This window comes from Bacteroides sp. HF-162 (assembly GCF_015679285.1).
Lineage (GTDB): Bacteria > Bacteroidota > Bacteroidia > Bacteroidales > Bacteroidaceae > Bacteroides > Bacteroides uniformis.
In genome coordinates, this window is the sequence record NZ_CP064937.1 from 4,352,486 (window position 1) to 4,365,260 (window position 12,775).

The following is a 12,775-nucleotide window of genomic DNA, read 5'->3' on the forward strand; positions in this document are numbered from 1 at the left end:
TTACTTCAAAAGTTTAGCGTTGTATTCCTTTAATGTTTCCAGCACGTTGACACGGACATGGATAAAGTTCTCGATACCGGCAGCCTTCAAGTCGTCCATGCAAGCAGGAGCACCGGCTACGATAAACATGGCACGGCCATTCAGAGCCTTGAAGGCGGGAACAGCATATTCTGCATATTCATCATCACTTGAACACAATACCACGATGTCGGCCTTGGCAGCCATTGCAGCTTCTATACCTTCTTCTACGGTGGAGAAACCGAGGTTGTCTACAACTTCATATCCGGCACAAGCCAAGAAATTGCAAGAGTACTGTGCACGTGCTTGGCGCATGGCCAAATTACCGATAGTCAGCATAAACGCTTTCGGACGTTTGCCGGAAGCCTCTGTTTCGAGACGCAACGCTTCAAATTCACTGGCAGCACGGTCAAAGTTCAGTGTCGGAACATCTTTCTCGCACGTATGTCCGCCGCCGCAACAGCAAGTAGCCTCAACCGGTTTCTTATCCCCGGCCTTTTCATTGAAGTTGGGGAACTGGTTGGTGCCCAGCAACACTTCCTTACGCTTGGCGACTGCAGCATGACGTGCCTTGTTGCTCTCGTTTACGGCAGCCTGCACTTTTCCGGCTTTCACGGAAGCATAGAAACCACCGTCTTCTTCTACAGCGAGGAAGAGGTCCCAAGCCTGCTTGGCAATAGAGACGGTCAAGTTCTCGATATAGTAAGAACCTGCAGCCGGGTCTATAACCTTATCGAAGTGCGATTCTTCTTTCAACAGCAATTGTTGGTTACGCGCCATACGCTCAGAGAATTCGTTAGGAGCATCATAAGTCTTGTCGAACGGAGTAACCGTCATTGAGTCAACACCGGCAAGGGCGGCACTCATCGCCTCAGTCTGCGTACGCAACAAGTTTACGTGTGCATCAAACAAAGTCAGGTTGAATGAAGAAGTTTCCGCATGAATCTTCATCTTGGCTGCACAGCGACACTCGTTATCCTTACCCTTGTTTTCGCAGTCGCGCAGACACTCAGGACTGTAAGAAGCCACAATATTAGCCCACAGCATACGTGCAGCGCGGAATTTGGCTATTTCAAGGAAGTAGTTGGAACTGATACCGAAATTAAACTTAATCTTCTTGGCTACCATTGCAGCCGGCAGACCGGCATCAACCAACTGATTCATATATTCATTACCCCAAGCCAAAGCGTAACCCAACTCCTGGAAAATATAAGAACCTGCATTGTTTAATGTCAACGCATTCACATTCAACACACGGTATTTCGGAAGGGAAGCGGTAGCCTCGAGCAGTGCCTTGGCTGTTGCCACCATATCACCTTTTTCTTTACCTTTGGCCAGCATCTTGTTGAAGTAGTCATAGTTGATGGAACCCTGCAACTTCGTCAAATCATAATCCTTTTTCTGGAAATAAGCGACAAGAAGTTCCGCAAGTTCCACCACATGCCCTTGGCAGGTAGAGAAATTCAACTCAACACATTCTGCGCAGATATCTTTCAACAAAGTTTCAATATACTCTGCGTTCAATTCCTTGGCCTTTACATGGAAAGAGAGTGAATCTACACCTTTATTCAAGATATCCAACGCCTTGGCATTGGCCTCTTTGGGGCATTCCACTTTGATTTCCTGACGCACAAGCCATTCATTGTTATCTTTCTTGGTACCTCTGAGATAAGGGAACTCGCCGGGAAGAGCATCTGTCGTCTTCAAACCTTCCAGGTCCTCCATACGGTAGAAAGGTTTCACTTTAAATCCTTCGTTTGTCTTCCAAACGAGTTTCTTCTCGAAATCCGCCCCTTTCAGGTCTGCGGTAACTTTCTCCATCCACTGCTCAGTGGAAACGGGAGAGAAGTCGGAGAAGAGTTTTTCTTTACTGTCTGCCATAGTTTATTTAAAATTAAAATAGATGAATACTATTCATTTTTGTCATCAAGAGACTTGCAAATATAAGGAAATACTTAGAACAAAATCTTTTTTTAGAGAAAATTGCACTTACAGATGACTCCGCATCCATACGGATTCAGCGTATTCACCGGAAACACACCCTATTTTTGCAAAGTTGATATAGCAAAAAGTACCACAAAGCTTTTGTCACCTCCTTTTTATTAAGTAATTTTGCGCGAAATTTTAAAAAACGACATATTAAAAGGTACTATGAATTGGTTAGAAAGCTTGTTATGGGACCCTTCATCTGTCGCTCACATCGTTTGTTTGTATGCATTCGTAATATCTGTGGGCGTATTGCTGGGTAAGATTAAGATTTTCGGGGTATCGTTGGGGGTTACATTCGTCCTCTTTGCGGGTATCCTGATGGGGCATTTTGGCTTCACGGGCGAAACACACATTTTGCATTTCATCCGCGAATTCGGTTTGATTTTATTTGTATTCTGTATCGGTCTGCAAGTCGGGCCTTCCTTCTTCTCTTCCTTTAAGAAAGGGGGGATGCGGCTGAACATGCTTGCTGTCGGTATCGTGTTGCTGAATATCGCAGTAGCATTGAGCATCTACTTCATTGACGGAGGGATAGACTTGCCAATGATAGTAGGTATTCTCTATGGTGCCGTAACCAATACTCCGGGTCTGGGTGCCGCACAAGAAGCCCTGAACCAAATAAACTATACGGGAGACCCCATCGCATTGGGATATGCCTGTGCCTATCCGCTTGGTGTGGTAGGTATCATAGGTTCCATCATAGCCATCCGTTATATCTGCCGGGTGAACCTCAAGAAAGAGGAACAGGAACTCAATACGCAGGAAGCAGATGTAAAGCATCAGCCGCACATGCTTCACCTCGAAGTACGCAACGAATCAATTTCCGGAAAGACCCTGCTCCAGATAAAGGATTTCCTGGGACGTCCGTTTGTCTGTTCACGCATACGCCATGAGGGGCACGTCAGTATCCCCAACCATGAAACGGTATTCCACGTAGGAGACCAGCTCTTCATCGTATGCTCCGAAGAAGATGCCGAAGCGGTAGCTGCCTTTATCGGAAAAGAAATACATGTAGACTGGGAAAAGCAGGACACCCCAATGGTTTCCCGTCGTATCCTCGTCACTAAGTCCGAAATCAACGGTAAGAAGCTGGGAAGCCTCCACTTCCGCAGTATGTACGGTGTAAATGTAACCCGTATCAACCGCTCAGGTATGGACTTGTTTGCTGATCCCAATCTGGTACTTCAAGTAGGTGACCGCGTAATGGTGGTTGGCCAGCAAGATGCCGTAGAGCGTGTAGCCGGTGTATTGGGCAACCAGTTGAAACGTTTGGACACTCCGAATATCGTTACTATTTTCGTGGGAATCTTCCTAGGAATCCTGCTGGGAAGCCTCCCCATCGCATTCCCGGGTATGCCGACACCGGTTAAGTTAGGTCTCGCAGGTGGTCCGCTGGTAGTGGCAATCCTTATCGGACGTTTTGGTCACAAAATGCATCTTGTGACGTACACCACCATGAGCGCTAACTTGATGTTGCGTGAAATCGGTATTGTACTCTTCCTTGCCAGTGTAGGTATAGAAGCCGGTGAGCATTTTGTACAAACAGTAGTAGAAGGCAGCGGATTACTGTATGTAGGCTATGGATTCCTGATAACCGTCATCCCTTTGTTGATAATCGGCATGATAGCCCGTTTCTATTGCAAAGTGAACTACTTCACCCTGATGGGTTTAATAGCAGGTAGCAACACAGACCCTCCTGCATTGGCATACGCCAATCAGACATCAGGCAATGATGCTCCGGCAGTAGGTTACTCCACGGTATATCCATTGACAATGTTCCTGCGAATTCTGGCGGGACAGATGATACTGCTGACAATGATGTAGGAGGAAATTAAGGAATTAAAATTAAAGGCTGCGCAATGTTGGTTTAACCCAACTACGCAGCCTTTAATTTTAATTCCTTAAAGTCTTAGCTTCTTCTTGACGAACTCTTCTATAAAGTCCACCGTAGCCTCAATACCTAATACGGAAGAATCGATACACAAGTGGTATGTTTCGGCAGCTCCCCATTTTTTGTAGCTGTAGTAGTTATAGTATTCGGCACGCTTCTTGTCCGCTTTGTTCATCATCTCCTCCGCTTCACGCTCAGAAATGGAATACATTCGGCAAATACGCTTGATGCGCTCCTCATTGGAGCAGGAAATGAAGACATTGGCACAGCGTGGATGTTCTCGCAGAATGTAATCGGCACAACGCCCCACAAACAAGCAGGACTTCTCCTCCGCCAATCTGCGTATCACGTCACTCTGCACTTTGAACAGAGCATCATTACTCAGGCAATTCGTGGCCGGAATAGCCCCGTCACTGACAAAAGGGAAACGCATGCCGAAGAGCCCTCCAATAATACCTTGTGAAGCTTTCTCATCAGCTTTCTCAAAGAACTCACAACACAGTCCACTCTCTTCAGAAGCCAACCTAATCAGTTCCTTATCATAAAAGTCAATACCCAGACGGGCAGCCAGTTTCTCGCCTATCTCCCGTCCGCCACTGCCCAGTTGACGGCCTATATTGATTATAAAATTATTGCCCATACGCTTATTCATCTATTGGTTTGCAGATAGCAAATATAAATATTCTTACGGAATATCTGCAGAAAGTAGGAAGAAAAATTCAGAGCCTCTCCCCGACCTATCCCTACAAGGGAGAGGTTCTGAATTTGCGGAATTGACAAACCAACATCACCAATGCTATCAAACTTGCAAGCAAATCGGATACCGGCATGCTGTACCACACTCCTGCCACTCCGAAGAACTGCGGCAGGATAAGCAGGCAAGGAAGCAGAATCAGCATCTGTCGGGTAAGGGAAAGGAATATCGCTTTGCCTGCCATGCCTATGCTCTGGAAAAAGTTGGAAGTCACCATCTGGAAACCGATAATCGGGAAGAACATTACCGTAATGCGCAGTCCCGTGACCGAAAGCTCTGTCAGTTCCGCATCCGATGTAAAGATGCCCACTACCAGGTCCGGCACCAGCATACCGACCAAAAAGCCGAAAGTGGTCACTGCCGTGGCATAGATTATCGTCAGTTTCAGCACCTTGTTCACCCGTCCGTACAGCTTCGCCCCGAAGTTATATCCGGCAATAGGCTGCATACCCTGATTCAGCCCCATCACAATCATCACTACAATGAAAACCAGACGATTCACGATGCCGAAAGCCCCAATAGCCAAGTCGCCGCCATACTTCTTCAACCCCTGATTGATAATGATAACGATGAAGCAGGCTGCCAGGTTCATCAGGAAAGGAGACATGCCGATAGCGAGCGAATCGAATACAATCTTACGTTTCAGACGGAATATCCCCCGGTGGAAATGCAACAGCTCATCCTTATTGCTGAAAAGCTTGAACTGCCACGTCAAAGAGATGATTTGCGCCACAATGGTAGCGACGGCAGCACCACGTATGCCCCAGCCAAAACCATAGATAAACACCGGGTCGAGTATGGTATTGATAACCACCGTGGCTATAGTGGCGTACATCGCCTTCTGTGGATGCCCTGAAGAGCGCAGCACTGCATTCAGCCCCAGATAGAGGTGCGTAACGGCATTTCCCAAAAGGATAATCTGCATATAATCCCTCGCGTAGCCCACCGTCTGGTCACTGCCTCCGAAGAAATAGAGAATCGGGTCGAGAAAGAGCATGACAATGATGGTAAAGGCAATTCCCAGTACCATGTTCAGCACAAAAACATTGCCCAGCACACACTGTGCCGTGTCATAATCCTTCTGCCCCAGCTTGACGGAAATCAGTGTAGAAGCCCCCACTCCTACCAACGAACCGAACGCCGCAGCCAGATTCATCAACGGGAAAGTCAACGCCAATCCCGAAATAGCCATCGTCCCAACGCCGTGACCGATGAAGATACTGTCTACCATATTATATAAAGAGGATGCCGTCATTGCGATGATTGCCGGAACGGCATATTGCATCAAGAGTTTACCTATACTTTCCGTTCCCAACGCCGTGGGAGTCTTTTGTCCTGCCATATTATATACCTATTTCTTTTTAGCGGGTGCAAAGGTACTCTTTTTTTAAAACAGAACAGCAGAAAAAACACCTTAAACCTGCACACTATGCGGATGATTTATGCTATCTTTGCGATTCAATGATAAATCATAAGATATGATTACCATAATCATACCGTATGATTGATATAATCATACCGTATGATTGGCACATTCATACCGTATGAACCATGCCTGACCTACCGGTTGAGCCGGACACATAATAACAACAAGCCCCCATGGCATTCTATAAGAAAGTAAAACAGAAAGGCGACGACAAATGGCACCCAAGAGCCGTCACCAAAGGACATCCCTATACAACGGATGAAATAGCCCGATTATTGTCGGAAATGTCTACGGTAACCCCGGGAGATACCTATGCAGTATTAATGAACCTTGGTGAAGTGCTGGGCAAGCTGATGAGCTCGGGGCACTCCGTAAAGCTCAAGGGCATCGGGACGTTCTACTACACCTGCCGTTCGGAAGGCACCGGGGTAGACACCCCAGAAGAAGTGAGTCCGGCGCAAATCACTGCGGTGCAGATACGCTTCATCCCCGAATACTACCGCGGGCAATGCGGACAAGTGACGGAACGCACCCTCCTCTCCCCGCACATCGAATGGGTGGATGCCGAAGGAGAGGGTTAATGTCACCCCCGTTCCCTATATTTCAAGGAAAAAGGTTCTCTATCTGAAAAATGTTTCGTACTTTTGTACCCAAATTGAGTGAAATATAGCGAAATGAACGTATTAGAACTAAGTGAACAAGAAATCATTCGTCGCAACAGCATGAATGAACTTCGCGCGATGGGCATCGAGCCTTATCCCGCAGCAGAGTATGTAACAAATGCTTTCTCTACCGATATTAAAGCTGAATTCAACGACGATGCAGAGCCTCGCCAAGTGTCCGTTGCCGGACGTATCATGAGCCGCCGTATCATGGGTAAAGCATCTTTCATCGAATTGCAGGACTCCAAAGGACGCATCCAGGTATATATCACCCGCGATGACATCTGCCCGGACGAGGACAAGGAGATGTACAACACCGTGTTCAAACGTTTGCTCGATTTAGGCGACTTCATCGGCATCGAAGGATTCGTATTCCGTACTCAGATGGGCGAAATCAGCATCCATGCCAAGAAGCTGACCGTACTTGCAAAGAGCATCAAGCCCCTGCCTATCGTGAAATATAAGGACGGCGTGGCTTACGACTCTTTCGAAGACCCCGAACTCCGCTACCGCCAGCGTTATGTAGACCTTATCGTGAACGACGGCGTGAAAGAAAAATTCCTGAAGCGCGCCACCGTCATCAAGACCATGCGTGCCGTGCTGGATGAAGCCGGCTACACGGAAGTGGAGACGCCGATTCTTCAATCCATCCCCGGTGGAGCAAGCGCCCGTCCGTTCATCACCCACCATAACTCTCTGGATATGGACCTCTACCTGCGTATCGCCACCGAGCTTTACTTGAAGCGACTGATTGTGGGCGGATTTGAAGGTGTATATGAAATAGGCAAGAACTTCCGTAACGAGGGTATGGACAAGAACCATAACCCGGAATTCACTTGTATGGAGCTGTACGTGCAGTACAAGGACTACAACTGGATGATGAGCTTTACGGAGAAATTGCTGGAACGCATCTGTATCGCCGTAAATGGCTGCACAGAAACCGAAATAGACGGCAAGGCCATCAGTTTCAAAGCTCCCTACCGCCGTCTGCCCATCCTGGAAGCCATCAAGGAAAAGACCGGATACGACCTGGAGGGCAAGAGCGAGGACGAAATCCGCCAGGTGTGCAAGGAACTGAATATGGAGATTGACGACACCATGGGCAAGGGTAAGCTGATTGATGAAATCTTCGGAGAATTCTGCGAAGGAACTTTCATACAGCCCACTTTCATCACCGACTATCCCGTAGAGATGAGCCCGCTGACCAAGATGCACCGCAGCAAGCCGGGACTGACCGAACGCTTCGAACTGATGGTGAACGGCAAGGAACTTGCCAACGCTTACAGCGAGCTGAACGACCCGATAGACCAGGAAGAACGCTTCAAAGACCAGCTTCGCTTGAGCGAAAAGGGAGACGACGAAGCGATGTTCATCGACCAGGACTTCCTGAAAGCATTGCAATATGGTATGCCTCCCACATCGGGCATCGGTATTGGTATCGATCGTCTGACAATGTTGATGACGGGCGAATCCTTCATCCAGGAAGTGCTTTTCTTCCCGCAGATGCGTCCGGAAAAGGTTGTCCCCAAAGATGCTCCTGCACGATACACGGAACTGGGCATCCCCGAAGATTGGGTGGCTGTAATCCAGAAGGCCGGCTACAACCTGGTGAGTGACATGAAAGATGTGAATCCGCAAAAACTCCACATGGACATTTGCGGTATCAACAAGAAATATAAATTGGAACTGGCAAACCCGACCGTAAACGAAGTTGCTGACTGGGTCGGAAGAATTAAGAATTAAAAATTAAAGAATTAAATAGGCAAAATTAAAGATAGGAGGAAGGTGAAGGCGCGCTCCTTCACCCCCTTTTAATTTTTAGTTTTTAATTATTAATTTCGATATGAAACTACCCGGTAAGATAGCCATCATGGGCGGAGGAAGTTGGGCAACTGCCATTGCCAAAATGGTACTGGCCCAAGCTGAGTCGATAAACTGGTATATGCGGCGAGACGACCGTATTGCCGACTTCAAACGGCTTGGCCATAACCCTGCCTACCTGACGGGCGTCAAGTTTGATACCAAGCGTATCAACTTCAACTCCAACATCAATGATGTCGTGAAAGAATCTGATACGCTCATCTTCGTTACACCTTCCCCTTATCTGAAGGTTCACTTGAAGAAACTGAAGACTAAGATTAAGGATAAATTCATCATAACTGCCATCAAAGGTATTGTACCCGATGACAACTTGATTGTCTCGGAATATTTCACTAAGGAATATGGCGTCCCGGCTGAGAATATTGCTGTATTGGCAGGTCCCTGCCATGCGGAAGAAGTGGCTCTGGAACGCCTTTCTTACTTGACCATTGCTTGTCCCGACACCGACAAGGCTTGCACCATTGCCCGCAAACTGGCCAGTTCATTCATCAAGACCTCTGTCAGTAATGACGTTGCCGGCATTGAATACAGTTCGGTGCTGAAAAATGTATATGCCATTGCAGCCGGTATTTGCAGCGGTCTGAAATATGGCGACAACTTTCAGGCTGTGCTTATGTCCAATGCCATACAGGAAATGAACAGATTCCTGCAAACGGTACATCCACTGAACAGAAACGTAAATGATTCCGTTTATTTAGGTGACCTGCTGGTGACGGGATATTCCAATTTCAGCCGTAACCGCACATTCGGCACGATGATTGGCAAGGGATACTCCGTGAAAAGCGCGCAGATTGAGATGGAAATGATTGCTGAAGGATATTACGGTACAAAATGTATCAAGGAAATCAACAAGCATTATCATGTCAACATGCCTATTGTAGATGCAGTATACAACATTCTGTATGAGCGTATCTCGCCGACGATTGAAATCAAGCTGCTTACCGATTCATTCCGGTAAGCGCGAAAAAAGATAAAACGAAATACTGAATTTAAAACCTAGAATATTATGATTAGTTTGAACATTGAAAAGACTCTTGGATTCATCTCCAAAGAAAACGTTTTCGCCTATGAAGCCCAAGTAAAGGCTGCACAGGAAGCATTAGAGAATGGTACCGGTAAGGGCAACGACTTCTTAGGCTGGCTGCACCTCCCCTCTTCCATCACTAAAGAGCACCTGGCTGACCTAAAGGCTACCGCACAGACGTTGCGTGACAACTGCGAAGTAGTAGTAGTTGCCGGTATTGGCGGAAGTTATCTCGGTGCACGTGCGGTGATAGAGGCTTTGTCAAACAGCTTCACCTGGTTGCAAGACAAGAAAACGGCTCCGGTCATTCTGTATGCAGGACACAATATCGGTGAAGATTATCTATATGAGCTTACCGAATACTTGAAAGACAAGAAATTCGGTGTTATCAACATCTCCAAATCCGGTACTACTACTGAAACAGCCCTGGCGTTCCGTCTGCTGAAAAAGCAATGCGAAGACCAACGCGGCAAGGATATGGCAAAGAAGGTTATCGTTGCCATCACCGATGCCAAGAAAGGCGCTGCCCGCGTAACGGCCGACAAGGAAGGATACAAGTCCTTTATCATCCCCGATAACGTAGGCGGACGTTTCTCTGTATTGACTCCGGTAGGCTTGCTGCCCATCGCAATAGCAGGTTTCGACATTGAGAAACTGGTTGCAGGTGCAGTTGCCATGGAAAAGGCTTGTGGAAAAGATGTTCCGTTTGCAGAAAATCCCGCTGCCATCTATGCAGCTACACGTAACGAGCTCTACAAGAACGGCAAGAAGATTGAAATCCTCGTAAACTACAATCCCAAACTGCACTACGTAAGCGAATGGTGGAAACAGCTTTATGGTGAATCCGAAGGTAAGGAAAACAAGGGTATCTTCCCTGCTGCCGTAGATTTCTCCACCGACCTGCACTCCATGGGACAATGGATTCAGGAAGGCGAACGTACCATCTACGAAACTGTCATCTCCGTGGAAAAGACACAGCACTCCCTGCAGGTACCTTCGGACGAAGCGAATCTCGACGGACTGAACTTCCTGGCAGGCAAGCACGTGGACGAAGTGAACAAGATGGCCGAATTGGGAACACAGCTTGCCCACGTTGACGGCGGCGTACCCAACATGCGCATCGTTATCCCTGCACTGAATGAAGAAAGCATCGGAGGTCTGCTCTACTTCTTTGAAATAGCTTGCGGCATCAGCGGTTACATTCTGGGAGTCAATCCATTCAACCAACCGGGTGTGGAAGCATACAAGAAGAATATGTTTGCACTGCTGAACAAGCCGGGCTACGAAGAAGAGTCCAAAGCCATCCAGGCAAGACTTTGATAAATCAGGAATTGAGAGTTGAGAATTGAGAAATGACTGTGCAATAAGCGCAATGAAAAGCCGTTTCCCGATTTTCAACTCTCAATTTATTTACCCTGCATTTCTTAATTTTTAATCCTCAATCTACCAAGTGTTCGAAAACTCTATCGCCCGTTATCTGGAAAAGCACGGGCATTCCAACATCCAATTGAAAGCAGTTCTTTTTGACATGGACGGCGTACTGTTCAACTCCATGCCCTACCATGCCGATGCCTGGCATAAAGTAATGAAACGCCATGGCCTGCACTTGAGCCGTGAAGAGGCATACATGCACGAGGGACGTACCGGAGCCTCCACCATCAATATCGTTTATCAACGCCAGTATGGCAAGGATGCCACTCCCGAGATGATAGAAAGCATCTATGCAGAGAAAAGTGCCGAATTCAGTACCCACCCGGAACCGGAACGTATGCCGGGTGCTTGGGAAGTACTGCAAAAGGTAAAAGCGGCAGGACTTACTCCGGTACTTGTCACCGGTTCGGGCCAACACTCCCTGCTGAACCGCCTTGCCCATAACTTCCCCGGTATGTTTCAGCGCGACCACATGGTGACCGCCTTTGATGTGAAATACGGGAAGCCCCATCCTGAGCCTTATTTGATGGGACTGGAAAAAGCCGGAGTACAAGCCAATGAAGCTATAGTTGTAGAAAATGCACCTATCGGAGTACAAGCCGGAACAGCAGCAGGCATATTCACTGTAGCAGTCAATACAGGTCCACTGGACAAGCAGGTATTACTGGATGCCGGAGCTGATTTATTGTTTCCTTCCATGCAGGCGCTTTGTGAGGACTGGGAAAGGTTGCAAACCGCATTAGATGCCAGTAATAGCCTTCGCCACAAAGATTGACGGCGACCCAAACAATAACAGTTGATTCAGTTTATATAACAAAGTACTACTGCATACTTTATCGGTATACAGTAGTACTTTACTGATTTTTATAGTTTAATCAATATCTAACATTCTGCCGTATCGCTCTAAATGTCATTACTTGATGTACAGAAGGCATCTATTGTCTTTCTTCTTAAAACGCTCCAATCTACTCATTTTCTCCTTCTCGGTTTCTTTAATAGGGAACGTTATCCTACGAGTATCTTTATCATAATCGTACAATTCTCTGGCAGGAACTACATAAACAGATTCCGGACCGTCACCACACCATCCAAAGCCAAAAACATAAAACAAGTTTTTTATCGGACGGTTCAACAGATTAGAGTTCATATACCTTTCGTACTTTTCAATGTCTTTTATATCGAGATAAAAACCTATCTTACTTCGCCATTTACATTCTACAGCTATAATATCTCCAACTTCATGAATGGTACTCGTAGTGGTAACACACTCCATCAACAAATCCGGAGATGATGAAGACAGAGGTCTATAACCCTCAACGTATTTATCACCTCTCCAATCTAAAAGCCGCCAAAATATTTTCTTGTCACAGAGGTCCGGATAACCCTCTTTACTAATATTAGAGTTCTTCACAACCCATTCCTCAAATCTATCTCCCAAATATTTACTTTTCTTCCTTTCTTTAAAATATTGAAAGGTATCCATAAACCGATATTGGAAAACACCTACAAAATCATCGATAAACTGATTTAATATTTTCATAGCCATAATAGTCTATTGTGTCTTTAAATAATATTCATTGCAAACAAAAATTCATAGGTGAAGAGCCACAACACCCATTTTCAAAATAGATTTTTTTTTTCATTTCCAAAAATAGAGTTTTTTCCCAATTCTTTCCAGATTTCCTTCTCATCTTTGCAA

Annotated in this window: 10 protein-coding genes; 6 read left to right on the forward strand and 4 right to left on the reverse strand. The window is 46.5% G+C overall.

Annotation, left to right across the window (positions count from 1 at the left end):
* On the reverse strand, window positions 1-1,899 hold the full coding sequence (mutA, locus tag ITJ87_RS18380) for a methylmalonyl-CoA mutase small subunit (protein WP_044467850.1): 1,899 nt from the start codon (window positions 1,897-1,899) through the stop codon (window positions 1-3).
* A gap of 270 nt (window positions 1,900-2,169) precedes the next feature.
* Here mutA and ITJ87_RS18385 point away from each other — a divergent pair, with 270 nt between their 5' ends.
* Complete coding sequence (locus ITJ87_RS18385) at window positions 2,170-3,831, forward strand: putative transporter (protein WP_044467851.1); 1,662 nt, start codon at window positions 2,170-2,172, stop codon at window positions 3,829-3,831.
* A gap of 77 nt (window positions 3,832-3,908) precedes the next feature.
* Here the strand turns inward: ITJ87_RS18385 and ITJ87_RS18390 are convergent, their stop codons facing one another.
* Together ITJ87_RS18390 and ITJ87_RS18395 are read right to left on the reverse strand one after the other, a co-directional pair.
* Window positions 3,909-4,538, reverse strand: a complete 630-nt coding sequence (locus tag ITJ87_RS18390) for an AAA family ATPase (protein ID WP_044467857.1) — start codon at window positions 4,536-4,538, stop codon at window positions 3,909-3,911.
* A 103-nt stretch (window positions 4,539-4,641) separates the two neighbouring features.
* A complete protein-coding gene (locus ITJ87_RS18395; RefSeq protein ID WP_044467852.1) occupies window positions 4,642-5,994 on the reverse strand; it encodes an MATE family efflux transporter in 1,353 nt (450 codons plus the stop codon).
* A gap of 257 nt (window positions 5,995-6,251) precedes the next feature.
* Here ITJ87_RS18395 and ITJ87_RS18400 point away from each other — a divergent pair, with 257 nt between their 5' ends.
* The 5 genes from ITJ87_RS18400 (at window position 6,252) to ITJ87_RS18420 (ending at window position 11,851) form a co-directional block, all read left to right on the forward strand.
* Window positions 6,252-6,659, forward strand: coding sequence for an HU family DNA-binding protein (locus tag ITJ87_RS18400; protein WP_117600009.1), 408 nt, complete (start codon window positions 6,252-6,254; stop codon window positions 6,657-6,659).
* Window positions 6,660-6,752: 93 nt separating this feature from the next.
* Window positions 6,753-8,483: a lysine--tRNA ligase gene (gene lysS, locus ITJ87_RS18405; protein WP_117974281.1), complete on the forward strand. Its 1,731-nt coding sequence runs from the start codon at window positions 6,753-6,755 to the stop codon at window positions 8,481-8,483.
* A gap of 100 nt (window positions 8,484-8,583) precedes the next feature.
* Window positions 8,584-9,579, forward strand: a complete 996-nt coding sequence (locus ITJ87_RS18410) for an NAD(P)H-dependent glycerol-3-phosphate dehydrogenase (RefSeq protein ID WP_044467854.1) — start codon at window positions 8,584-8,586, stop codon at window positions 9,577-9,579.
* Between the two features lie 48 nt (window positions 9,580-9,627).
* A complete protein-coding gene (locus tag ITJ87_RS18415; protein WP_117600007.1) occupies window positions 9,628-10,965 on the forward strand; it encodes a glucose-6-phosphate isomerase in 1,338 nt (445 codons plus the stop codon).
* 130 nt (window positions 10,966-11,095) lie between these two features.
* Complete coding sequence (locus ITJ87_RS18420) at window positions 11,096-11,851, forward strand: HAD family hydrolase (protein ID WP_117964099.1); 756 nt, start codon at window positions 11,096-11,098, stop codon at window positions 11,849-11,851.
* A gap of 138 nt (window positions 11,852-11,989) precedes the next feature.
* Here the strand turns inward: ITJ87_RS18420 and ITJ87_RS18425 are convergent, their stop codons facing one another.
* Entirely contained in the window at window positions 11,990-12,616 is a 627-nt protein-coding gene (locus ITJ87_RS18425) for a hypothetical protein (protein ID WP_117964232.1), read from the reverse strand.
* Between the last annotated feature and the right edge of the window lie 159 nt (window positions 12,617-12,775).

Excerpts from the sequence above, each read along its gene's own strand:
- mutA (WP_044467850.1), bottom strand. The coding sequence starts at position 1,899 with ATGGCAGACAGTAAAGAAAAACTCTTCTCCGACTTCTCTCCCGTTTCC.
- ITJ87_RS18385 (WP_044467851.1), top strand. The coding sequence starts at position 2,170 with ATGAATTGGTTAGAAAGCTTGTTATGGGACCCTTCATCTGTCGCTCAC.
- ITJ87_RS18390 (WP_044467857.1), bottom strand. The coding sequence starts at position 4,538 with ATGGGCAATAATTTTATAATCAATATAGGCCGTCAACTGGGCAGTGGC.
- ITJ87_RS18395 (WP_044467852.1), bottom strand. The coding sequence starts at position 5,994 with ATGGCAGGACAAAAGACTCCCACGGCGTTGGGAACGGAAAGTATAGGT.
- ITJ87_RS18400 (WP_117600009.1), top strand. The coding sequence starts at position 6,252 with ATGGCATTCTATAAGAAAGTAAAACAGAAAGGCGACGACAAATGGCAC.
- lysS (WP_117974281.1), top strand. The coding sequence starts at position 6,753 with ATGAACGTATTAGAACTAAGTGAACAAGAAATCATTCGTCGCAACAGC.
- ITJ87_RS18410 (WP_044467854.1), top strand. The coding sequence starts at position 8,584 with ATGAAACTACCCGGTAAGATAGCCATCATGGGCGGAGGAAGTTGGGCA.
- ITJ87_RS18415 (WP_117600007.1), top strand. The coding sequence starts at position 9,628 with ATGATTAGTTTGAACATTGAAAAGACTCTTGGATTCATCTCCAAAGAA.
- ITJ87_RS18425 (WP_117964232.1), bottom strand. The coding sequence starts at position 12,616 with ATGAAAATATTAAATCAGTTTATCGATGATTTTGTAGGTGTTTTCCAA.